Origin of the sequence: Bacillus sp. B2-WWTP-C-10-Post-4 (assembly GCF_009183805.1) — a bacterium.
Taxonomy (GTDB): domain Bacteria; phylum Bacillota; class Bacilli; order Bacillales; family Bacillaceae_G; genus Bacillus_A; species Bacillus_A cereus.
Window position 1 is genome coordinate 21263 of sequence record NZ_WEII01000038.1, and the last position, 24503, is coordinate 45765.

The following is a 24503-nucleotide window of genomic DNA, read 5'->3' on the forward strand; positions in this document are numbered from 1 at the left end:
TATTTTAACATAGTCGAGGAACATTTTTTCTTTTCAAGAATATATATAATGAGGAGGAAATACTTGTGAAAATCGCAATTTCTGGTGGTACAGGCTTTATCGGTAAATCCCTTTCTACTTTTTTTATTCAAAAAGGATATACTGTTTACATTCTCACACGAAAAAAAACTACTGAAACTTCCGATCCTAACCTTCAGTATGTTCAATGGACACCAGATTTACAAACCTTCCCCCTCTCTTCTATTGATGTAGTTATTAATCTAGCCGGAGAGTCTATTAATAGTAGATGGACAAAGCAACAAAAGAAAGCCATTTTAAACAGTAGAATTCAAACAACAAAAGGACTCATTAAACAATTGCAGGGACTCCATACAAAGCCACACACATTTATTAACGCAAGTGCTATTGGATACTATGGAACGTCTGAAATAGAGTCTTTTACAGAACAGCATGAGACTCCTGGAAATGACTTTTTAGCAAATACAGTATATTCATGGGAACAAGAAGCATCTAAAGCACGTTCTCTCGGAATACGAACAATCTACGCAAGATTTGGAGTTGTATTAGGTGCAAATGAAGGAGCTCTTCCAAAAATGCTACTTCCCTATCAATTCTATATCGGCGGCACCATTGGTTCTGGGAAGCAATGGTTATCATGGATTCATATAGACGATGTCGTTCGTATGATGGATTTCATTATACACAAAAAAGAAATTGATGGTCCTCTTAATATGACAGCACCAACACCTATAAGAATGAAGGAATTTGGAGAAACCATTGCAACTATAATGAAAAAGCCTCATTGGTTGCCTGTACCTTCTTTTATCATTCAAACTTTATTAGGTGAAATGAGCATACTTGTACTAGAAGGGCAACGTGTATTACCCATTAAAGCAATTGAACATGGATACCAATACACATTTCCAGAAATAGACCATGCATTACAAAATATACTTTCGCATACAATGTAGTACTTCTAAAACACAATTTTACATGGGCTCTTTCAAAACTTTCATTTTCTAGGATCCGAAGCATTACCATACAAATAACCTTTCAGTTACTTTCCCTTAACTTCCATTAGCATTATAAAGTAACAGAAATGAGGTACCTATGAAAATATTGCTCAAACAAGCCATTGTATACCCTATTACATCTCAAAAGTTTCAAGGAGATGTACTCGTTACAGGAGAGCGAATTACCGAGGTCAAACCTTTTATTCCACCTACTCAAGATATGACCGTTATAGATGCACGAGCACTCCATCTCTTACCTGGCTTTATTGATGTCCATACTCACCTTGGTCTCTATGATGAAGGTACTGGTTGGGCTGGAAATGATGCCAATGAAACATCTGAAGTTTCAACACCACATATTCGTTCTTTAGATGGAATCCATCCTTTCGATATTGCCTTTCAAGACGCTGTACAAAACGGAATTACAACCGTTCACGTTATGCCTGGCAGTCAAAATATTATCGGGGGTACTACTTGTGTAATAAAAACAGCTGGAACTTGTATTGATCATATGATTATTCAAGAACCTGCTGGTTTAAAGATTGCCTTTGGAGAAAATCCTAAAAAAGTCCATAGTAATGGAACAAAAGAATCCATTACACGTATGGGGATTATGGGGTTACTTCGGGAATCATTCTATGAAGCACAACACTACGGGCACGAAGCTGATTTTCGAATGCTTCCTATTTTAAAAGCATTACGTCGTGAAATACCCGTACGTATCCACGCTCACCGAGCAGATGATATTAGTTCTGCTCTACGCTTTGCAACAGAATTCAATCTCGATTTACGCATTGAACATTGCACAGAAGGACACTTTATTGTTGAAGAACTTTCAAAACACAATTTGAAGGTTTCAGTTGGTCCCACTCTGACACGCCGTTCTAAAATCGAACTAAAAAACAAAACATGGGATACTTACCATATATTATCAAAAAATGGTGTGGAAGTTTCTATCACAACAGATCATCCTTATACACCCATTCAATATTTAAATGTTTGCGCTGCTGTTGCAGTAAGAGAAGGGTTAGACGAGAAAACAGCACTAGAAGGAATCACCATATTCCCAGCACGAAATTTGCGTTTAGAGGATAGAATTGGAAGCATCGAGGTTGGAAAAGACGCCGATCTCGTGCTATGGACTCATCATCCTTTCCATTATTTAGCCAAGCCTGTACTAACTATGATTGATGGAAAAATAATTTACAAAAAAAATAAAAAAAACTAGTTTATTTTTTTGACTAGATAAAGTATTATACGATTATAAACTGAATGAAACCATAATCAATTTGTGTCGTGATTATCATTTTCAAATTGATGAATGGGGAAGGCAAATGGTGCGCCACCAGCGTTAGAAACTGGTTCTAGTGGGTTCGATTCCCACCCCGAAATTTTTTAAAGATTGATATAAAAATTTCGAGGGTGGGGTGTTTTTTCGTCATGCTACCCTCGTGTGAGGAGGAGTTAGTATGTTGAAAAAACGCGACTTACACGACAGCCACGTTCTATACGAGTTAATGGTGGATCCAGCTGTCTTCCCTTTTGTGCGTCAAAAGGCTTATTCTTATGAAGAATATTTATTCTTAACGAAACAAACGATTGAAGCTGAAGAGCGTGGTGAATTAATTTCACGCACAATTTTAGATGAATGGGGTAACCCTATCGGAACAATTACTTTATTTGATGTGCAAGAAAAAGCTGGATTTCTCGGGACATGGCTTGGCAAACCATATCATGGAAAAGGCTATAATAAATTGGCAAAAGATTCATTTTTCAGTGAACTTTTCTATGAATTAGATATTGAAACAATTTTCATGCGTATTCGTAAAATAAATATTCGTTCTATTAAAGCTGCAGAAAAACTGCAATATGTGAATCTAGCAAACGAAACAAGAAAAGCCGTATATGATGAAATTAACGCAAACGAAGAAGTGTATAACTTATATGAAATTCCAAAAGATCAATACACACTTGCTACAATGCGAGATACAACCTTCCAAGATGCTCATCAATTAAAAGAAGCGTAATCTAAATTTTCTGAAATGATAATCAATCGTTAACATTTTCCATATGCGTATATCCCCTCATGTCTTTGGAAACGATAAATAGTAACTTTAAGACACGAGGTGATTTGTAATGGATAAAAAGAAACGTGATAAAGCAAAAAACACATTATCTAGTACACAAGAAGTTCTCTATCAACGCGAATTTCAAAAAGCAGATCGTGCAGCAGGATATCGCTCGAAAAGCATTTAAAGTGAAAATGAATAATTAGAAGTTTCCCCCCTAATTATTCATTTTCATTACATAATTTTCTCGACTGATAGAAGTAAGCAAAAAAGCCCCTTATACATAAGGGACTTTTTTGCTGTGGACAACTTTATCCACAAAACTGATGAAATTGTTAGTAATTTTCAAAAACATTTAATATTTTTCTATATTAAAGCATATATCAGCTGTTTTAATTGTGGATATTTTTCTAAAAATTGTGGACAATGTGGATATAGTTGTTAATATTCCGACTTTACTGTTTAATGAAAGCGCAATCCTTTTGTGGATAACTTGCTAAATTTTCTTTAAAATTAATAAAGAACCCTCTTTACATATACAAAGAGGGTTTCATATTAAGTAAAAGATTGTGCAAGAGCAGGTGATTTAATAGGTATATGACGCGGTTCTGCATGATTTTCCGCCAAAATTGCATCTACAATATGGCCAGCTGGCTCTGGAAGATAGATGCTTTTCATTGCTTCTTTCATTTGAAGAAGCTTCACATCATCTTGTAATAATGCCTCTGTTTTTGCAAAAACCTCACTATCATCGCGAATGACAACTGCTGCTCCCTTTCTTTCAAAGTACATCGCATTTTCATTTTCTTGTCCTGGAACAGGCTTATATAAAATGACAGGTACTTGCAACGCTGCTGCTTCACTTAATGTTATTCCGCCTGGCTTCGTAATCATACAAGAAGTAACACGGAATAATTCATCAATATTTTCAACATACCCAAACACTTTTAATGCATCGGAATTTTGCTTCTGTAAACTTAATAAATCCTGTTTTAAAGCTTCATTTTTCCCACAAACGACAACTACTTGTAAATTAGGCACTGACATAAATGATTGGCATAGTTCTTTTACATTTCCTAATACCCCATGAGCACCTGCTACAATTAGTAAAATCTTTTTATTCTTACATAACTGATATTTATTATATATGATTTCTGGATTTACCTTTAACTCAAAACTACTCCGAATTGGAATTCCTGTTTCAACAATTTGTTCCGCAGGTACACCGATATCAACCATCAATTCTTTCACATGATCCGTTGCAACAAAATAACGATCTACTTCTCGATGAATCCATATTTTGTGCACGCAAAAATCCGTTAATACGTTATAGACAGGAATTGAAATACCTGTTTGTTTCTTCAATTCTGGTACAGCGATAATTGGAAATGTATTAATTACAATATCTGGTTTCTCCACCTGTAAAAGTGTTTTCAAACGTTTCCTTCCAAAGTTCGCATACCAAGATGCTATTTTCTTATCATAAATTTTTTCTACCCCGTAATAAAACAAACGATATAATTCTTTTCCTATTGTATAACTTTTTAAATATAGATATTTTGTAATGTCAGTTATAAATGGATGTGATTCTCCAAACAAGTCGCATACAATAACATCTTCAATTCCTTTTTGGCGAAATGTTTGTTCTAATGTTTTTGCTACTTGCACATGACCATTACCGTAATGTGCAGTTAATATTAAAACCTTGGGGTTTTTTATCAAACAAATCCACTCCTAGCTTTTTGTTTCTCCATATTGCATATACGACAATAGGAAAAACATTTTCCTTAAAAATTACATAAACAGATTTTAATAATTCCCTTTCAGCTATGTACCTGTCGTGGATATGCAAAGCATATAAGATTGACCCCTTAATCCTATCTGTGCTCATATCTTTACATTATACTTTCCTATAAGAGCTTTCGCAATAACTTACAAATGTTCTCTATTCCATGATACTCACTCTTTTACTTCTTAATTCTTTTTACTATTTTGATTTCCCTTTACAATTATGTAAATTTCTCCATTTATTCCGTACAAAATTATGGATATTCTATTTTCAGTATACTCTTTTATCAATATATACTCTAGATTTTATTGTAAAGAAAGCAAAAAGCCTAATCCAATATTTGGATTAGACCGCTTGTAAAATATATTTAGCATGTTCTACATTTTTCTCAGTAGGTGGTTCTACATTTGCGAGTGGATACTTGTGTCCAAGCGCCTCCCATTTATATACACCAAGCTTATGATATGGTAACACTTCAACTTTTTGAACATTAGACAGACTTTGAATAAAGCTAGATAGTTTTTGTAGATCCTCTTCATTATCCGTAACACCAGGAACTAATACGTGTCGTACCCAAATCGGTTTATTCTTATCCGATAAATAACGAGCAAATTGTAAAATATGTTCATTTGGTTTCCCTGTTAATTTACGATGCTTTTTGGAATCGATATGTTTCAGATCCAATAAAACTAAATCTGTATAATCCATTAAAATATCTAGCTTATTTTGGAATTCTGGTTCCTCAGAATAACAACCACCAGAAGAGTCGATTGTTGTATGGATACCAGCCTCTTTACACTTTTTAAACAACTCAATTAAAAAGTCTAGCTGTAATAATGGCTCTCCACCGCTAACTGTTATACCGCCTCCGGAAGCTTCAATAAATGGAAGGTAACATGTCACATCCTGCATCACTTCTTCAACTGTTATTTCTTTACCTTTACCGATTTCCCACGTATCAGCATTATGACAATATTGACAACGTAATAAACACCCTTGTGTAAATATGACATAACGAATCCCTGGGCCATCAACAGTACCACAAGACTCTACAGAATGTATTCTTCCTTTTACCATGTTACTTCCTCCTTTATTGAAACAGCCTCCCTTCGCTATATATTAAGAGCGAAGGGACACTTTTTTTCATTTACATGCTTTCATGCATTGTACGGTTAATTACATCAATTTGTTGTTCACGAGTTAATTTAATAAAGTTTACAGCGTAACCAGATACGCGAATTGTTAATTGTGGATATTTCTCAGGATGTTCCATTGCATCCATTAATGTTTCACGGTTAAATACGTTAATATTTAAGTGGTGGCCTTCTTTTACTGCATAGCCATCAAGCATTGATACTAAGTTACGTACTTGTACATCATCTTCTTTACCAAGTGCTTTCGGAATAATAGAGAATGTATTAGAAATACCATCTTGTGCATCTTCATATGGTAATTTAGCCACAGATAATAATGAAGCTAATGCACCTTTTGTATCACGTCCATGCATTGGGTTCGCACCTGGTGCAAATGGTTCTCCAGTACGGCGGCCATCTGGAGTATTACCAGTTTTCTTACCGTATACAACGTTAGATGTGATTGTTAAGATTGACATTGTATGAACAGAATTTCTGTATGTTTTATGTTTACGAAGTTTATTCATAAATGTTTTTACAAGATTTACAGCAATCTCATCTACACGATCATCATTGTTACCGTATTTAGGGAAATCTCCTTCAATCTCGAAGTCAACTGCAATACCATTTTCATCACGAATTGGTTTTACTTTTGCGTATTTAATTGCACTTAATGAATCTGCTACTACAGATAGACCAGCAATACCTGTTGCCATTGTACGAAGAACGTTTGTATCATGAAGTGCCATTTCAATACGTTCATAGCTATATTTATCATGCATGTAATGGATAACATTTAATGTGTTTAAATATAGACCCGCCAACCATTCCATTGTCATATCAAACTTATGCATAACTTCTTCATAATTTAATACTTCAGAAGTAATTGGTGCGTACTCAGGACCAACTTGTGCTTTAGATTTTTCATCTTTACCACCGTTAATCGCATATAATAATGCTTTCGCTAAGTTTGCACGAGCTCCGAAGAACTGCATTTGTTTACCGATTCTCATTGCAGATACGCAACATGCAATACCGTAATCATCGCCGTATTCAGGGCGCATAATGTCATCATTTTCATATTGAATTGCTGATGTTTTAATAGACATTTTCGCACAGTAGTTTTTAAAGTTCTCTGGTAATTGTTTAGACCAAAGAACAGTTAAGTTTGGTTCTGGAGCTGGTCCTAAATTATCTAATGTATGCAAGAAACGGAATGAGTTCTTTGTTACTAATGGACGACCATCTAATGCCATACCACCGATAGATTCAGTTACCCAAGTTGGGTCACCAGAGAATAATTCATTATAATCAGGTGTTCTTGCGAATTTCACAAGACGTAATTTCATAATGAAGTGATCTACAATTTCTTGTACTTCTTCTTCTGTTAAAGTACCATTTGCTAAATCTCTTTCAATGTAAATATCTAAAAATGTAGAAGTACGTCCAAGACTCATTGCAGCCCCGTTTTGCTCTTTAATCGCTGCAAGGTATGCGAAGTATAACCATTGGAATGCTTCTTGCGTGTTTGTTGCTGGCTTAGAAATATCGAAGCCATGAGAAGCGGCCATTTCTTTTAACTCTTGAAGTGCACGCATTTGCTCAGATAACTCTTCGCGTAAACGCATTGTATCTTCGCTCATTACACCGCCAGTTAAATTCAAATCAGCTTTTTTCGCTTCAATTAAATGATCAATACCATATAACGCTACTCGGCGATAGTCACCGATAATACGTCCACGTCCGTATGCATCTGGAAGACCCGTAATAACACCTGATTTACGTGCATTTCTCATTTCTGGTGTGTATGCATCAAATACACCTTGGTTATGAGTTTTTCTCCAATCTCTAAAAATACGACTAAGTTCTTTATCCATTTCGTATCCATAAGATTCACAAGCTTGTTCTGCCATACGAATACCACCATATGGTTGTAAAGAACGTTTAAATGGTTTATCAGTTTGGAAACCGACTACTTTTTCAATATCTTTATTTAAGTATCCAGGGGCATGTGATGTAATAGAAGAAACAATTTTTGTATCCATATCAAGAACGCCACCGTTTTCACGTTCTTTCGTTGTTAAATCCATTACTTGATCCCAAAGTTGTTTCGTTGCTTCAGTTGCTTCTGCTAAGAAAGATTCGTCTCCTTCGAAAACGTTTACATTATTTAAAATGAAATCGCGAACATCAATCTCTGCTTTCCATTTTTCACCTTTAAAGTTTTCCCATGCGTTTTTAACATTTTCTAATACTTGAGTCATCCTAATCTCCTCCATTTTTGATTAGTACAGGACTAAGATTTTTTATATAACAGCTTACACACTTAGAATACTACTTTTTTACGAAAGTGAACGAAATAGTTGTGACATGTTTGTGAAATGTTGAGCAAACTACTATATATATAGTGTTAACTTCATTTAAAAGTCTTTAAAATTAACCCTTTCCTTAATTGTATTTTTTTGGTATCCTTATATACGAGTCCTATTTTGTAATATAAGAACAATACCCATTGTAGAGCTGTAATACTCTTATCTCCTAATCTGTTATAGTTTTTATAACAGAACAAAAAAGTGTACACATGTTGTACACTTTTTTTGTTACTTCTATAAAACATCTCTTTTTCTATTGCCATCATAGAATCCGCCACGATTGTCTGTTAATGAAATTATTTGCTCTAGCCCCTCTATATGATCACCTATAATTCGAAGTACAGCTGGAGGGTGACCTATTTTTGCGAAATGTTCACTGGGACGAATACGGTTCATTTTATCAACCTCAACACGATATACACATGCAATTTCAAATCCAGACAGAAGAGCCTTCACTTGTGCTACACAAGGTGACAATAAAGATTTATACCCAATTGCTTTCAAACACTTTTGGCTAAATGCATTAGGTACCGCAATAAGTGAGCCTACCCCTAAATCCTTTCTATCACAAGCTAAATTTAGTGCATACTTAAATGCAGTTACAAGATGAAGCGGTACTCTTAAATCTAAATAATGATTTAAATCATTTAATGCGACGTCCTTTCCATCTGCTATAGCTTTTGCAAAAGGATATAGCTCACTCGCTGGAATAACAAAATCGCCGTCTATAAATAACACAATTTCTCCTTTTGCAAAATACGTTCCAAGTGAGCGCCCCACATCATTTCCGAGTGCTTCTTTATATACAATTGTCGTTGCCCCTTTGTCTTTTGCAATTTTTTTCGTTTTATCTGACGAACCATTTACGACAACGATAATTTCGAAGGGTTCAATTTTGCGAAGCTCTTCTATAACGTTTCCGATTGTTTTCTCTTCATCTTGTACGGGAATAACAACAGATAGTTGCTTTCCTTTATACAAATTAGATGTGACGCCCCATCCTTGATAAAACTCTTCAAAACTTAAAGTATGATAGACACTATCCCTTTTCCTATTTCCATCATAATATCCTCCGCGCTCATCACTGCTTAATATCCGTGCCGCTACTGCTTCTATATGATCACCTATCATTCTTTTTTCAGATTGGGAAAGATTTGTTCCATATGCAGCATGTTGGAATGGACGAAATTTATTTGGCGTAATAACGTCAATGGCGCAATGACGACTAATTCTCCATTTACTTTGAAGTAGGCGTAAATGAGCCACAATAGGATTAACAAAACATTCATATCCGATGCTTTGAACGACTTCTTTCGTCAGCGCATGAGGTACATCTAATAAAGAATTAATTTTTAATTCTTCACGCTCTAACATTGCATTTAATATTTGGCGCCATACTGTAATAGAAGTAGGTTTTTGCCTTTTTAAAAATAATGCATCCAAATTATTTAAAACTACATCTGCCTGATCGTATAAAATCGGATTAAGGAATAATTTTAATTTTGAAGTTTGAATAGCAAAATCACCATCTATAAATAGTAATACATCACCTATCGCATGTTTTGCGCCGACTGCACGTCCAACATCGTTCCCTAGTAGCTCTGTATGTTTGATTACTTTACACCCTAAACGATCTGCAACATCTTCTGTTCCATCATTACAACCATTTGCTACTACAATAATTTCTACTGGATTTAATGGTCTTACCGATTGAATAACGTCTGAAATCGTATCGACCTCATTACATGCAGGAATAATAACAGATAATGACTTAGCCATTGTTTTGTTCACGAAACCACTTAATTGTTTCCTTCAATCCGTTTTCCCACGTTACTTTCGCCTGAAATTGAACAAGCTTTTTTAATTTTGTTACATCTGGTCTTCTATTTGGAATTTCTTCAAAACCATGAGGATATACTTCTTCAAAAGGCACTTGTACAATCTTCGAAGAAGAATTCGTTAATTTTTTAATTACTTCTGCTACTTCTTTTATACTCTGTTCATTCTCAGAACCTATATTAATAATCTCACCATTTACCTTCTCATCCATTGCCCGAATTGTTGCTTCTACCGCATCACTTACATACGTAAAACAACGTGTCTGCTTTCCATCTCCATATACGAGAATGTCTTCTCCTTGCAAAGCCGCACTAATAAATCGCGGGATTACTCCTGCATACGGACCATCTTTCGCTCTTGGACCATAAATATTAAAATATCGAACAATCGTTACCGGTAAACCTTCTAATGCGTATCCTAAACATAATGTCTCTTCCAACGTTTTACAAACTGCATAACTCCAACGAATTTTAGAAGTTGCCCCGTATAATCGATCTCCCTCTTCAGAGAAAGGCGGCTTGGCCTTACCATATACTTCTGAAGTAGAAGCAAAAACTACTTTCTTCTTTCCTTTTAACGCTGCTTGTAAAATATTTCTCGTCCCATCAAAATTCGTTTCTATGAGCTCTATACTTTTTTCCATTGTTGTTTTCACACCTAAAATTGCTGCTAAATGAAACACGACATCATGCTGATCTACTAATTCATAAATAGAATTTTTATCTAAAACACTTATTGGAATAACACGGATTTTTTTCATTAACTCTTCATGGTACTTATTTTTACCTTTATAAAAGTTATCCACAACAGTGACCTCATAACCTCTTCTCATCAACTCTTCAGCTAAATGCGACCCGATAAATCCGGCCCCACCTGTAATTAAACATTTCTTACTCATTTACTCACCTTCTTTACAATCCCGCGTGTATCTATTACTCGGTCCATTCCTTTAAAAAGCTTCCAATCAATATTAGAATGATCCGTTAAAATTAAAATACAATCCGCATTTTTAACTTTTTCTTTATCTAAAGAAACAGATTGATACACCTTATCTCCAATTTCCGCGAAAGAAATATAAGGATCATGATATTCTATCTCGTATCCTTGATTTCTTAATAATTGAATAATCGGTAACGCTGGTGATTCTCTCAAATCATTTACATCTTTTTTATACGCAATCCCTACAATTAACACCGTTGCAGGTGATTGCACCACACTTTTTACTTTCCGGACCATTTTCTCTGGCATTTCTTCATTAATTATATGTGCTGCCTCAATTAATTGACTAATTGCCCCATTCTTTTTTATTCTCCATTGAAAATATAAAGGGTCTACTGGAATACAGTGTCCCCCTATCCCTGGCCCTGGCCAATATGGAGTAAACCCAAATGGTTTTGTAGATGCCGCTTCAATGGCCTCATAAAAATCAATGCCTAAACTTTCACATAGTGTGTTTAGTTCATTTACTAAAGAAATGTTAACTAAGCGCTGAATATTTTCAAATAGCTTACACATCTCTGCTACTTTCGGAGAGCTAACAGGTACAACTTCGTCAAAAATGGTACTATATAAATCCTGTACCTTTTGTCTACACTTTTCTGTTTGTCCACTAATAACTTTTGGAATAGCTTGAACTGAATATTGACTATTTGCTGGATCAATTCTCTCAGGCGAATATCCGATATAGAAATCTTCCCCTACCTTGTTACTATTTTGAGAAATAATAGGTAGGATGACTTCTTCAAGTGTGCCTGGATATGTGGAGCTTTCAAAAATGAAGGTTTGTCCTTTTTGAAGGTTTTGTTGTATATAATGCGAAGCTGAAATGAGGGCACTTAAGTCTGGTTCTCTTTGTTCATTAATTGGAGTCGGGACAGTGACAATAACATAATCACTACTTTGAAAATCAGCAATGCCTTGATCCGGTGTGTTTACTGTTAATTTTTTTTTCGTCAATAAACTTTGTAACTCTTTAGAAGAAACATCTGGAATATAACTTTCTCCTTTTATAATTGAGTCTATTTTTCTAATATCTTTATCTAATCCAAGTACTGTATGCCCTCTTTCTGCAAAATGTACCGCTAAAGGAAGGCCAACATACCCTAACCCAATAATAGCTACTTTACTACTATTCATTTGTATTCTCTTCTTCCCTTCTCAATTGTTGAATGATATCTCTATCTCTATCTCCATCAGTAAAGCCACCACGTTCGTCCGTACGTTGTAATAAATACGTAACCGCCTCAAGTTGATCACCGAAAATACGATCAAACGCTGAAATACGCCCATTTACAAATTCGTGTTGCTCTGGACGTACTTGATTTGTTTTTATAACATCTACTAACTCTACTGTTGTAATAGAGAATCCTTCTAAAATAGCTTTCACTTGTGCTAATGGCGGAATGATAAGGGAGTCATATCCTATTTTCTCTATTACCTTCTTATGAATGACATGTGGTACAGCAGTTAGTGAGTTATTCCATAAATCTGGTCTTTTCGCTACCAAATTCAAAAAGTATTTTCCCATACTAATTGGATCTGCTGGATGAAACATATCTAATAAGCATTGTAAATCATTTAACACCACGTCATTTCCATCTTCAACAGCATGTAAAAATGGAGTGAGTTTTTTTGCTGGAATAACAAAATCACCATCAACGAATAAACAAATATCTGCCGTAGCATGCATGGCCCCTATTGCTCGTGCTACATTATGTCCAAGCGCCTTCGTAAATTCAACTACAATAACATTCTCTAGCTTTGCCTGTTTAACAGTCTCAACATCTGCTCCATTCGCGACAACTATAATTTCATCTACACCTGCTTCTTTCACTTCTTGTATAACAGACCTTATAGTTATTTTTTCTTCTGATACCGGGATAATGGCACTATATTTCGCTTTTTTCTTTTGTAATAAAACTGGTTTATACTTTCCTACAAACGCTCTATCTCTATTGTCCTCTGAAAAACCACCGCGATTACCGTATGTTTCGATTACGTATTGTAAAGCACGCAAATGATCACCCATAATACGACTAGTCGCTTTCGGATAAGGCGAGCCAGGTGATGTGCCCGTATGGACAGGACGAACTTTATTTGTGTAAATGACATCAACTGAAGCCATATCAGAAATATCTACTCCTCTAGACATCGCCATCGCTTGAAATAATGCTGGATCTGCTAAATTCCACCACCCCAGTTTTTCAATCACTTTACGACTTATCGCATGTGGTATTGCAATTAAAGATCCTACAACAAACTCCTTCTTGTTCAAATAACGATTTAACATATATTTTCCAACCGTCGTATAATGCGGTCTCATCTTCAAATAAACGGACCATGTTAAATTATTTAAAACAATCTCATGTCCTTGCTGTATTCCTTTAATAAAATTGTATAATTCTTCACTTTTCATGACGATATCACCATCTAAAAATAAAACAATTTCACCTTTTGCTTCTCTAGCACCAATTGCCCGTCCCACATCATTACCAAGGGAATATCTATAATAAATTACACGGCAATTATGCTGTAGCGCTATTTCTTTCGTACCATCTGTCGATCCATTATCTACTATGATAATTTCATATGGTTCGAGCTTTCTTACTTCTACTAAAACTTTTGATAAAGTACTTGCTTCATTATGCACTGGAATAACAACTGACACTCTCATACTTGTATCACTCTTACCCTTCCAAGCGAACATAAGCAATAATAGGAATACGCACAACTACATCTTCTGGTGGTCCATAAGAAGGAGAAGTACGAACAATTACTGCCCCATCCGTCACAGATAAAAGAACGCCTGCAATGATTTCTACAGCTGTCACAACTTGCACTAGTTCCCCAACATGGTTACGTAATTCATCAGTAAATAACATATATAACGCTCCTTTCTTACGCTTCTTTAATTGATATAATACTTGTAAATGGTAATAAAACTTCTGTTCCTATTCCTTCTTGCAATGTTAAGAAGTCATCACCAACTGCTACAATAACGCCTGTTAACTGTCCCACTGTCACAGTAATTTCTACGTTTTTACCTAAATACTGCTCTGCAATTTCTTTAAAAGGTGATGTAGTACATTCTTTTAAAATGTTACAAATAATAGATTGAAATCTACTTGATTCAATAACTTCTTCAGTAGCTTGCTTAGAGTTTCTTTGGATAAATCTCGCGAAGTTTTGTGAAAATAAAAGTCTTTCCACAGCAGGTAATAACTTATTATCTAAAAAATATTCTAATTGCCTATTAAACACTCTCGATAATTTATGCCAATATTTTCTGAACAGACACATACACTTCTCCTCCTATTATTTTTAGATTATAAAATTTCACATCCATACATCTTAATGTATACAAAATAGATATTTTTGTGATAGGTAAGACATACATTTTCTAAAAGAAATATTTAGTTCAAGGCATAAAAAAAACTATCCAAAAGGATAGTTTCTTACACTTCAATATTCCGCAATATCGAATAAATGTCATTATTCACTTTACCAAATGATTTAATGTTATTTTGAATGTTAGATAATAAAACAATATATACACTACCATTTTTACTAAATCCGTTTAAGCAATTCCATCCTGGCATTACACCGTGATTCGAATAGCTTCCTGGGTCTACGTACCATCCAAACCCGTAATCCTTTTTTCCACCCTTAAACATTTGATCGTAACTCTCTTTTGAAATTAATTTACCAGAGAATAGTGCTTCGTTAAATAAATATAAATCATGCGCACTTGTGTATATATCACCACAACCATATAGTTGTGACATGCTCGGAATATTAGGTGTTGTCATATTATTATTTACTATTTTATAACCCGTTGATGGGAATCTTGTTTGTTCTAACGCTGTGCCAAAACCAGAATGTTTCATACCCGCAATAGCAAAAATATGTTGTTTAATATATTCTTCGAGCGACTGTCCACTTACCTTCTCGGCAATGTATGCAAGTATAGAGTAGTTCGAATCAGAATACTTCCACTTCTCTCCTGGACCACCAATACGCTTTTGATTTCCTATCCGCTTTATCAGTTCTTCATGAGAAATATCTTCTTTTCCCTGCTCATATTCGGGAATCCCTGATGTATGTGTTAATAGATGTTTTAGCTGAATACTATTACCTTGAGGAAAATTTGGAATATACTTTGCAACAGTATCTTCTACTTGTAATTTATTTTGATCTTTCAACTGCATAATAGCAGTTGCTACAAACGCCTTTGAAATAGAACCAATATAAAAAGTCGTCTCTGAATTATTCGGTACTTGCTGCTCTTTATTTGCCATACCGTATCCTTTATTCAAAAGAACTTTTCCATTCTTCACAATAACAGCCGTCCCACTAAAGCCTGCGTTTTTTAAATACTGGTCCAATTGAGCGTTTTCATTAATTTCTTGAGGTGGTCCTTCAGCAGGCTGTTCCGCAACTTGCGCTTGTTTCACTTGTTCTTCCTGCTCTTTTTGTTTTTGTTCTTCTTGCTTCTTTTTTTCTTCTACTTTCTTTTTTAGCTCTTCTTGTTTCTTCATTTCTGCTGCCGCTTTTAAAGTTTCTTCTTTCTTATTATGCGCAACAATTTTTGTATACATGAAATATACAAGTGATAATAGTAAGACGAGAATGATTGTTCTTTTTATGTATACAATCGGCCGACGTACTTTCCCATTCGCATTATTTTTTTCCTGATCCATAATTGCTTTTTTCCCCTTACTCACCAATAATTTAATTCCTCTATTAAAGATTTATTTTAGTAGATTATGGATAAACCATTCTATATCATCCCTACTTTATCACGCACTGCACATATTACCAACCTATATGTACAAAAAAGAAAAAGAAAATTTACAAAAGTAAGATTCCCGTTAAATTATTAACAAAAAAAGAGGATATCCTCTAAAAAATTGATGTTATCAATCTTTTTGGACATCCTCTTATCTCATTATTTATACGTGTTTTTTCATATCATCGGCAACAGATTCAACATTTGTACCTACGATAACTTGTACACTTGTATTACTTAATTTCATAACACCTTTTGCACCAGCACGTTTTAATGCTGCTTCATTTACTTGACCAGCATCTTTTACTTGTAAGCGTAGACGTGTTGCACAGTTATCAATAACTGTTAAGTTTTCTTTTCCGCCTAAAGCTGCTACGTAAGTTTCACCAATTGAACCTGCAACTGGTGCATCACCATCTTCAACTAACTCATCGTCATCTTCACGACCAGGAGTTTTTAAATCGAACTTCTTAATTAAGAAGTAGAATACTATGAAATAAATTGCTGCGTAAATTAAACCAATACCTGCTAGTAAGACTGGTTTTGTTGCAATACCGAAGTTTAAAGCGTAATCGATTGCACCGGCACTAAATGAGAAACCATCATGAATGCCAAGCGATGTTGTAATGAATAAAGAAAGACCTGTTAATACAGCATGAATACCATATAATACTGGTGATAAGAACATGAATGAGAATTCAATAGGCTCTGTAATACCAGTTAAGAATGAAGTTAATGCTAGACCAGCTAACATACCAGTAACTGCTTTACGCTTTTCTGGTTTAGCAGCTGCAATCATTGCGAAACATGCTGCTGGTAAACCGAACATCATAACTGGGAAGAAACCAGTCATAAACATACCTGCTGTTTTGTCACCTGCAAGGAAACGAGCAATATCACCATTAACAACATTACCTGCTGCATTTGTAAAGTCCCCAAATACAAACCAGAAGTATGTGTTCATTACGTGGTGTAAACCAATTGGGATTAATAAACGGTTTAATAAACCAAATAATCCTGAACCAATTGCACCTAAATTAACAATTCCATGAGCTAATGCATCAATACCATTTTGAATTGTTGGCCAAATTTGTGCAAATAGAATTCCTAATATCAGCATCACGACTGATGTAACAATTGGAACGAAACGTTTTCCAGCAAAGAAACCTAACCATTCTGGAAGTTTAATCTTATGGAATTTATTATAAAGAAGTCCTGCTATAACACCAACAATAATACCACCTAAGACTTTCATATCTACTTTAGTCGATAATTCAGCAGCCTTAGATACTTGTGTCATTGTATCCGCAAGCTTAGATGGATCTACATTTGCGCTATTACCTATTAAATCTTGGACTTTACTTAATTTACCTTGTAATTCAGCAGTTGAATACCCTTTGCTAAGTGCATCAATACTATTTTTCATAACAAGATAACCAATTGCACCTGCAAGACCTGCTGCACCACTACCATCCACTGAAAGACCGATTGCAATACCAATTGCAAAAATAAGTGCTAAGTTATCAAAAACTGCTGCGCCGGCCTGTGCCATAACAGGAATATCAAATACATCTGGTTGCCCTAAACGAAGCAATAATCCTGCTGCTGGTAGTACTGCGATCGGAAGCATTAAAGCTTTACCAATACGTTGTAAAAACTGCAACATTTTAATTCCCCCTAATCAAATTTATGAAATCGTTATCATTATAAGTACGCTTTAGAAAACGCTTTCTATTACATAACCATAATAACATATAGTTGTATAGATGTGTAGTTTTTATTTCTGAACTTTTTATGGATAAATCTCCTATTTCCAAACTGTTATATAAAAGGAAAATTCTCCTTTTTAAAATACAGAATACTCGAAACGAAAGACCTATTATAGCACATTGAACTTTCGTTTTATCATTCCACTTTTTCATGTTATTATTTATTTCCGAGCATATCGGGAAAAGTAAACTTAGTTAATTCAAAATAGGAGCGTTGGTACTATGCAGTGCATTGAAACAAACAACTTACAACAGTTGTTAGAACAAGTAAAACCATATACGAAAAAAGGAAAACTTGCTACTTATATCCCCGAACTAGGAAATGCAAATCCAGACGATTTAGGGATTGCCATTTTCCATAAAGAAACAGAATATATCCATGCAGGCAACTCACAAACACTATTTACTCTTCAAAGTATTTCCAAAGTAATTACACTTGCCCTTGCCCTTTTAGACCGTGGTGAAGAATATGTATTTTCTAAAGTTGGAATGGAACCAACGGGTGACCCATTTAATTCTATTATTAAGTTAGAAACGACAAGTCCATCCAAACCCCTTAATCCAATGATAAATGCAGGGGCTTTAGCTATTACAAGCATGCTAGCAGGAAAAGATAACGAGGAAAAAATGGAACGTATTCTTCATTTTGTACGTGAAATAACAGATAATCCTACTATTAATTATTCCTCTAAAGTTGCCGATTCAGAACTAGAGACAGCTTACCTAAACCGTTCACTTTGTTATTATATGAAACAAAACGGAATTATCGATTGTGATATTGAAGAACTTATGGATTTATATACTCGTCAATGCGCAGTTGAAGTAAACTGCATCGATTTAGCACGTATCGGCTTAATTTTTGCAATGGATGGATATGATCCATATAAGAAAAAACAAATTATCCCTAAGCATATTACAAAAATTTGCAAAACATTTATGGTCACATGTGGTATGTATAACGAATCTGGTGAATTTGCAATTCGTGTTGGTATTCCTGCAAAAAGTGGTGTAGCCGGTGGTATTTTTGGCTGCGTAAAAGGAGACATGGGAATCGGTATTTTCGGACCAGCTTTAGATGCAAACGGAAATAGTATTGCCGGTTTTAAAATTCTTGAACTTCTTTCTGCTCAAGAAGGTTGGAGCATTTTTTAATCGCGAGTTATCCTGCTATACTAGCAGGATTTTTTATTTCGCCAAAACCTCACTTTTGTCAGTTATCAATCCTCTTACAAAAACAGTGCTGAAAGTTTCTCTATATCATGCATATTTGTTCCCCCCTCCTGAATAATATAGTACAACCTAGCGCTATATGTGGAGGTGTGAAAGATGAAACTAATATTTCAAATGGGAAAACAACCTGTTCTTGAAAAAACAATCCTTCTTTTTATATTGAGTATTGTAGAAAGCTTGAAGTTAAAAGTTGTTTCACTCGACGAAGCTCACCGATACATATTCAATTTAGAAGTACTTGAATTATTAATGGATCGGAACATCGATGATCAAGTACTTGAACTTATTCATTTCGGGATGGGACTTGAAGACATTTATCATGTGCTTCCTGAAGAACTTGAGCATACGATTGAGGAATTAAAGTGGCTTTGCATTCAAGTATTAAGTGAGTACAGTATGCATGAAGAATCCGAACAATTAATTGAAGATATACGGTAAAAAAGCACCTATGTAGGTGCTTTTAATGTTTTTTTAAACTATTTTTATACGCCTCAATATTTACTGGTAGCTCTTCCTCTTCCAAAGTATGTTCATTTACATCTTTATGAATGAACGCACCTTTAGGTGGTTGATGATCATGCCCTTTTTTCTTATGATCAAATGCTTTCCCGCGTCCCATACAAATCCCCCTTTCTTAAAAGAAATCCGTATTAGTATGGAGAAAAGTACGTCGATATATGCAATCTCTTGCTGTATTTCCAAGGAAATACTCGAACCTTGTTTTCTACTCTCCTTACAACAACTGATCGATCCCAATAAGAATTAATAATAGTCCTGCGATAACTGTCGCCCATTTCCCTAAGTATTCTGCCAAAAATCGTTTTCCTACATACGCAAAACCACTAATATAAATAAAACTAAACACCCCAGAAATAGTCGCTGTAAGCCAAAGATTTAAATTTGTTACCCCTGCATCAAATCCACCTGCAATATTATTAATAGACAACGCAACTCCTAAAACAATTGCTTCTGAGAAACTAATTGTTTTAGAACCATCAAAATCTGCTTTTTCCGGATTACGTAAAATGCCCATAAGTACATTACCATCTTTAGAACCTGCAGTATTTTTTTGACCCAAGAAAGGCTGGCACAAAATAAACACACCGATTACCCCTAAAACGATTGCTCCAATCAGATTTGCTGTAAACTCTGAAATAAATAACGCAATCCAGTTTCCAAAAAATCCAGCTAGTAAAGTAAATAAAAATCCAAAGAATGCGATGATAAAATTGTTAAACCACGAAATACGAATTTTACGAATGCCATATGCAATTCCAACACCTGCATTATCTAAATTAGAAGCGATCCCGATTAAAAAAATTGAAAATAAGCCTACTGTACTCATAAATAGTCACCCCTTTTTCTCACTTTTCAATGCATATTATGAAAATGTTGAGCAACTGTGCCTGTCTGTTTCATATACTTGTAATAAATGCTCAATATTTTTTCAATACTAAAAAAGGAGTGCCTACACTATGGCTAATGAAAACCCGAATGATCGGCTTGGCAAATTAATAAAAAAACTTTTAAAAGAACGTGCCTTATCTATGCGCCAACTAGGAATACTTACAAATATTGATCCTGCAACAGTCTCAAGAATTATTAATGGCAAACAACCGCCAAAACAAAAACATCTACAAAAATTTGCAGAATGTCTTCAAGTTTCACCCCAATTGTTATTTGATGAAATGTACCCTGATTCTCCTCACATAAATAAAGAAAAAACAGATATGTACACATCTATTGATACCATTCAGCAAACGCTACAATCCTCTAACTTATTCGATTTCGATTACACTACAACTCGCGTAAAACAAGAACTCGAAAATTACGAACGCTACGCCCAGACAACAGAAGGCGAAAAACGTATTCATGACAGTTTCGCAAGTAAATTAGAGCAAATTGATAGTGCTGGTCCTTTTATTGAACAATTAACAGATATGTATCAACAATTTTGCAATGAAACCATTTCAAAAGAAGAACGTGCAGTTCTTGGGAGCGCATTACTGTATTTCATTTTATCGACAGATATTATTCCCGACTATCTCTTTCCAATTGGCTATTTAGATGATGCGATCGCCGTTGAATTAGCAAAAGAGAAATTACTTGAAATAAAACGAAAGACATAGCAAAATAAAGAACTATTTCAGTTGTTTATTTTCACCTCTGAAATAGTTCACTAAAAAATCGTACAAGTATACATACTCGTACGATTTTACTATACAAATCTATTTTTTCGTGTGGCACCATTCATATATAAATGCCGTTATTACTTTTGTAAATTCAATTAACTGTTCAATTTCAACTTTCTCATTTACAGAATGTGCTTCTTCTAATGTACCTGGTCCATATATAATCGCTGGAATATGAAACTCACTAAACCAACCGCCATCAGTTACCGTTGCAGACATATCTAAAATTGCATTTTTTGATAAAATAGACTCGTGTACTGAGCTAAGTTTTTTTACAGCTGCATGTTCCCTATCTACTTCTAATGAAGGGAAAATTTCACCACGATCTACAATCATTGATTCTCCGCCCCACTTAAATTGTGGCGGATTTTCGCTTAACCATGGATCGGCAGCTGCTACCTTTCCAATATATTCTTCAATTTCTTTTATTATTTGTTCATGTGTTTCGTTCGGATAGAAGTGCACGGTTATCCATAACTGGCACTCATCCGCAATAAACGCCGCATGCCTTCCCCCCTCAATAACAGCTGGATTAATTGTTGTTCCAGATGGATAGCCTTCATATGTTTTCATGACTGCCCAGTGACGCTCTAATTCTTGTAAGCTCTGCACAATTTTCATCATTTTTTCAATCGCACTCGCTCCAAATAAACGTCCTCCAGCATGGATCATTTGTCTGCGCGTTGCATCATGAAACGTTTGCGGACTTTTCACTGTAATCCATCCAGTAATTACACCACCTTGCCCTTGCATATGTAAATCACTCGTATCCACTACGACTGCAAAGTCAGCATCGTAACCTCGCCTACAGCATTGAAGTGTTCCTGCCTCTCCAACTTCTTCCCCTATTACTGATTGAAAGATTAAATCTCCAGGTAATTCAATACCAGCTTCTTGTAAAAGTTGAATGGCAAATAGCGCTCCAGCCAGCCCACCTTTCATATCTGCTGCGCCACGTCCAACTAACCAGCCATCTTTTATAAATGGATCAAATGGATCTGTTTCCCACGCCTCATCTGCTGACACTTCAGCTACATCCATATGACCATTAATAATAAGACTTTTATATGAGTCACTTTTTATTCCTTTTTTTACCCCAACAACGTTCGGATCATTCGGATATACATCCCATTTATTAATACTAAAATTTCGTTTTCTTAAAAACTCTGCAACAAATTCTTGCGCTTCATTTGTATTTCTCGCTGGCGGTGCTGGTGTTTCAAAACGAATTAATGTTTTTGTAAGTTCTAACAATTCCTCTTTCCTTGAATCTATTTGTTTTAACAACTGCGAAATTTCTCGATTCATCGCTAATTCCCCTTTGCATACATAGTATGTTTCCAGCTTTATTTTCACAAAAAAAGAGACTGTTTACAATTTTACAGTCTCCTAATTGATCACTATTATAAACTCTCTACTTCCGTTGTATTTGTCTTTTCAATATGCTCTACATTACTTCCCTTATTTCTTGTAGCACGATAAAACAGTAAACAAACAATCATAAATGGAATACCACAATACAATGCCATTCTTTGTTCTGGAATAAAGGCCATGCCAACGATTACTGTTACATTTAATACTAACGCAAGCAGTGGTACGAATGGATACAGCGGTGTTTTAAATTTCAGGTCTTTCACATCCCCGCCCTGCTTTATGTATGACCTTCTAGCTAATAAGTTAGATAGAGCAATAGATGCCCAAACTAGTATCGCTCCAAATCCAGCGATAGAAAGCAGCCATAAATAAACTGTATCTTCCGCATAAATACCTGATAATAATGAGAGACAACCTACAATTGTGCTTACAATCAATGCATAAATAGGAACACCGTTTTTAGATAACTTACCAAAAATCGGACTAATCATTCCTTGATTAGACATAGACCATAGCATACGAGAAGTTGCATATAATCCTGAATTCGCAACGGATAGTACTGCTGTAATAATAACGAAATTTATAATATCGGCTGCATAAGGAATACCAATTTTATCAAATACAACTACAAATGGACTTTCTATTACTCCTGCTTGCTGCCAAGGGAATAGTCCAGCAAGAATAAAAATAGATAGTACAAAGAAAACAAGTATACGCCAAACTGTATTGTTAATTGCCTTCGGGATCGTTTTCTCTGGATTTTCACTCTCACCTGCTGCAATACCAACTAGTTCTGTTCCTTGGAAAGAAAAATTAACTGCAATCATCGTAATTAAAATGGCTGATAATCCATTCGGAAACAGTCCCCCGTAATCAGTAAAGCTAGAGAACATCGGTGCTGGTTCATTTCCTTTCATATCTAGAAAACCAAACATTGCCGCCCCGCCTAAAATAATAAATGCAATAATTGTAATTACTTTAATACTTGCAAACCAAAATTCCACTTCCGCAAAACTTCTTGAAGATAACGCATTAATAGCAAAGAGCAGTACCGCGAACACTACACACCAAATCCATGACGGTACATCAGGAAACCAACGTTTCATCAAAATACTAACTGCAATTAATTCAATACCTATCGTAGCAGACCAGTTTAACCATGACATCCATCCCACTACATAACCTGCTGCAGGGGAAATATGCTTTGTCGCATACGTTTGATAAGACCCTGCGTCAGGCATCGCAACAGCTAATTCTCCAAGACAGAGCATCGTTAAATACATTACAAATCCACCGACAAGATACGCTACAATTGCTCCTCCAGGTCCAGCCTCATGAATCGTATAACCTGACCCTAAAAAAAGTCCTGTACCAATAACTCCACCGAGTGCAATCATAAATATGTGCCTACTTTTCAATTCTCTTTTTAATCCTTGGTTTTGATCCATCATATAAATCCCCCCTTTTCACTTTGCCAACCCATTTAATGTAAGCGTTTTTAAAAGTATTCATTGTAAAAATAATGATTGAAAAGAGCAAAAATACACGTCACTTACATTAATCACTGCCTGTTACTAAAAGGTCATCCCTTACTGTTATTAATAATTTTTGATCAGCAATAGCTTGTCCTTCTACTACTTCTAATGATTCAATATAACCACTGATCCCTATCTTAATTTCTACTTTCTGTTTATCTATTGTTTCAATTAACGCTAATTTCTCCCACTCGTATACGTAAGAACTTTCCGTAACAAATAACTTCTCTACTTTTCCATAACAAGGACTATACACACCTTCTATAACTGTCTTCACTTTATAAATTCCTCCCTCTTATTAATTGACACCAAAACGTTGTATATCCTGTAAAAATTCATATTCTCCCCTCTAGAGATTTCGAATATTATTTATGCAAAATACGTACCAAGTCTCTAATTC

Annotated in this window: 24 protein-coding genes and 1 pseudogene; 7 read left to right on the forward strand and 18 right to left on the reverse strand. The window is 35.1% G+C overall.

Going from position 1 to position 24503, the window contains the following annotated elements; all coding sequences use genetic code 11:
- Nucleotides 1–65 precede the first annotated feature (65 nt).
- The 4 genes from GBN78_RS16185 to GBN78_RS16200 all read left to right on the forward strand — a co-directional run bounded on the left by GBN78_RS16185 (nt 66) and on the right by GBN78_RS16200 (nt 3269).
- Nucleotides 66–971, forward strand: coding sequence for a TIGR01777 family oxidoreductase (locus GBN78_RS16185; protein ID WP_000684380.1), 906 nt, complete (start codon nt 66–68; stop codon nt 969–971).
- Between the two features lie 139 nt (nt 972–1110).
- A complete protein-coding gene (locus tag GBN78_RS16190; RefSeq protein ID WP_000698314.1) occupies nt 1111–2241 on the forward strand; it encodes an amidohydrolase in 1131 nt (376 codons plus the stop codon).
- A gap of 241 nt (nt 2242–2482) precedes the next feature.
- On the forward strand, nt 2483–3040 hold the full coding sequence (locus tag GBN78_RS16195) for a GNAT family N-acetyltransferase (protein ID WP_000914737.1): 558 nt from the start codon (nt 2483–2485) through the stop codon (nt 3038–3040).
- Between the two features lie 109 nt (nt 3041–3149).
- Nucleotides 3150–3269, forward strand: coding sequence for a YfhE family protein (locus tag GBN78_RS16200; RefSeq protein WP_000358482.1), 120 nt, complete (start codon nt 3150–3152; stop codon nt 3267–3269).
- 368 nt (nt 3270–3637) lie between these two features.
- Here the strand turns inward: GBN78_RS16200 and GBN78_RS16205 are convergent, their stop codons facing one another.
- The 13 genes and pseudogenes from GBN78_RS16205 to GBN78_RS31010 form a co-directional block, all read right to left on the reverse strand.
- Nucleotides 3638–4804 carry a diglucosyl diacylglycerol synthase gene (locus tag GBN78_RS16205; protein ID WP_000594688.1) on the reverse strand — a complete coding sequence of 389 codons (1167 nt, stop codon included), beginning with the start codon at nt 4802–4804 and terminating at the stop codon, nt 3638–3640.
- 412 nt (nt 4805–5216) lie between these two features.
- The gene (gene pflA, locus GBN78_RS16210) at nt 5217–5948 is read right to left on the reverse strand and encodes a pyruvate formate-lyase-activating protein (RefSeq protein ID WP_000238467.1); all 732 of its coding nucleotides are present in this window, start codon (nt 5946–5948) and stop codon (nt 5217–5219) included.
- Nucleotides 5949–6018: 70 nt separating this feature from the next.
- Entirely contained in the window at nt 6019–8268 is a 2250-nt protein-coding gene (pflB, locus tag GBN78_RS16215) for a formate C-acetyltransferase (protein ID WP_000195464.1), read from the reverse strand.
- Between the two features lie 152 nt (nt 8269–8420).
- On the reverse strand, nt 8421–8642 hold the full coding sequence (locus GBN78_RS16220; RefSeq protein WP_002094217.1) for a hypothetical protein: 222 nt from the start codon (nt 8640–8642) through the stop codon (nt 8421–8423).
- Nucleotides 8611–10155 carry a glycosyltransferase family 2 protein gene (locus GBN78_RS16225; RefSeq protein WP_033685777.1) on the reverse strand — a complete coding sequence of 515 codons (1545 nt, stop codon included), beginning with the start codon at nt 10153–10155 and terminating at the stop codon, nt 8611–8613. The genes GBN78_RS16220 and GBN78_RS16225 overlap by 32 nt, the downstream gene beginning before the upstream one ends.
- Nucleotides 10148–11113, reverse strand: a complete 966-nt coding sequence (locus tag GBN78_RS16230; RefSeq protein ID WP_000037016.1) for an NAD-dependent epimerase/dehydratase family protein — start codon at nt 11111–11113, stop codon at nt 10148–10150. Before GBN78_RS16230 ends, GBN78_RS16225 begins: the two co-directional genes overlap by 8 nt.
- Complete coding sequence (locus tag GBN78_RS16235) at nt 11110–12351, reverse strand: nucleotide sugar dehydrogenase (protein ID WP_001088934.1); 1242 nt, start codon at nt 12349–12351, stop codon at nt 11110–11112. Before GBN78_RS16235 ends, GBN78_RS16230 begins: the two co-directional genes overlap by 4 nt.
- Nucleotides 12344–13888, reverse strand: coding sequence for a glycosyltransferase family 2 protein (locus tag GBN78_RS16240; protein ID WP_152127517.1), 1545 nt, complete (start codon nt 13886–13888; stop codon nt 12344–12346). The genes GBN78_RS16235 and GBN78_RS16240 overlap by 8 nt, the downstream gene beginning before the upstream one ends.
- Before the next feature lie 13 nt (nt 13889–13901).
- Nucleotides 13902–14096 carry an LSm family protein gene (locus tag GBN78_RS16245; RefSeq protein WP_000899469.1) on the reverse strand — a complete coding sequence of 65 codons (195 nt, stop codon included), beginning with the start codon at nt 14094–14096 and terminating at the stop codon, nt 13902–13904.
- Nucleotides 14097–14112: 16 nt separating this feature from the next.
- Nucleotides 14113–14514, reverse strand: coding sequence for an LSm family protein (locus GBN78_RS16250; protein WP_000335545.1), 402 nt, complete (start codon nt 14512–14514; stop codon nt 14113–14115).
- A gap of 155 nt (nt 14515–14669) precedes the next feature.
- Nucleotides 14670–15914: a serine hydrolase domain-containing protein gene (locus GBN78_RS16255; protein WP_152127518.1), complete on the reverse strand. Its 1245-nt coding sequence runs from the start codon at nt 15912–15914 to the stop codon at nt 14670–14672.
- A 252-nt stretch (nt 15915–16166) separates the two neighbouring features.
- Nucleotides 16167–17669: an N-acetylglucosamine-specific PTS transporter subunit IIBC gene (gene nagE, locus GBN78_RS16260; RefSeq protein WP_000938902.1), complete on the reverse strand. Its 1503-nt coding sequence runs from the start codon at nt 17667–17669 to the stop codon at nt 16167–16169.
- Between the two features lie 141 nt (nt 17670–17810).
- A pseudogene (locus tag GBN78_RS31010) lies at nt 17811–17925 on the reverse strand (transcriptional regulator).
- 69 nt (nt 17926–17994) lie between these two features.
- On the opposite strand from GBN78_RS31010, the gene glsA reads away from it, so the two are divergent.
- Both glsA and GBN78_RS16275 read left to right on the forward strand, forming a co-directional pair.
- Nucleotides 17995–18924: a glutaminase A gene (glsA, locus tag GBN78_RS16270; RefSeq protein ID WP_001149850.1), complete on the forward strand. Its 930-nt coding sequence runs from the start codon at nt 17995–17997 to the stop codon at nt 18922–18924.
- Between the two features lie 174 nt (nt 18925–19098).
- Nucleotides 19099–19440 carry a DUF3969 family protein gene (locus GBN78_RS16275; RefSeq protein WP_000766604.1) on the forward strand — a complete coding sequence of 114 codons (342 nt, stop codon included), beginning with the start codon at nt 19099–19101 and terminating at the stop codon, nt 19438–19440.
- A 22-nt stretch (nt 19441–19462) separates the two neighbouring features.
- Here GBN78_RS16275 and GBN78_RS30225 read toward each other — a convergent pair whose 3' ends face one another.
- Together GBN78_RS30225 and ytaF are read right to left on the reverse strand one after the other, a co-directional pair.
- Nucleotides 19463–19621 carry a hypothetical protein gene (locus GBN78_RS30225; protein WP_000532409.1) on the reverse strand — a complete coding sequence of 53 codons (159 nt, stop codon included), beginning with the start codon at nt 19619–19621 and terminating at the stop codon, nt 19463–19465.
- 114 nt (nt 19622–19735) lie between these two features.
- Nucleotides 19736–20347, reverse strand: coding sequence for a sporulation membrane protein YtaF (gene ytaF, locus GBN78_RS16280; RefSeq protein ID WP_152127519.1), 612 nt, complete (start codon nt 20345–20347; stop codon nt 19736–19738).
- 130 nt (nt 20348–20477) lie between these two features.
- Between ytaF and GBN78_RS16285 the strand changes: the two genes are divergently transcribed.
- Nucleotides 20478–21131, forward strand: a complete 654-nt coding sequence (locus tag GBN78_RS16285) for a DUF1232 domain-containing protein (RefSeq protein ID WP_001262779.1) — start codon at nt 20478–20480, stop codon at nt 21129–21131.
- 99 nt (nt 21132–21230) lie between these two features.
- On the opposite strand, the gene GBN78_RS16290 is transcribed toward GBN78_RS16285, so the two are convergent.
- The 3 genes from GBN78_RS16290 to GBN78_RS16300 all read right to left on the reverse strand — a co-directional run bounded on the left by GBN78_RS16290 (nt 21231) and on the right by GBN78_RS16300 (nt 24380).
- On the reverse strand, nt 21231–22502 hold the full coding sequence (locus GBN78_RS16290) for an acetylornithine deacetylase (RefSeq protein ID WP_152127520.1): 1272 nt from the start codon (nt 22500–22502) through the stop codon (nt 21231–21233).
- Between the two features lie 95 nt (nt 22503–22597).
- Nucleotides 22598–24019 carry an amino acid permease gene (locus GBN78_RS16295; RefSeq protein ID WP_000969250.1) on the reverse strand — a complete coding sequence of 474 codons (1422 nt, stop codon included), beginning with the start codon at nt 24017–24019 and terminating at the stop codon, nt 22598–22600.
- 106 nt (nt 24020–24125) lie between these two features.
- Nucleotides 24126–24380: a biotin/lipoyl attachment domain-containing protein gene (locus GBN78_RS16300; protein WP_000859489.1), complete on the reverse strand. Its 255-nt coding sequence runs from the start codon at nt 24378–24380 to the stop codon at nt 24126–24128.
- Between the last annotated feature and the right edge of the window lie 123 nt (nt 24381–24503).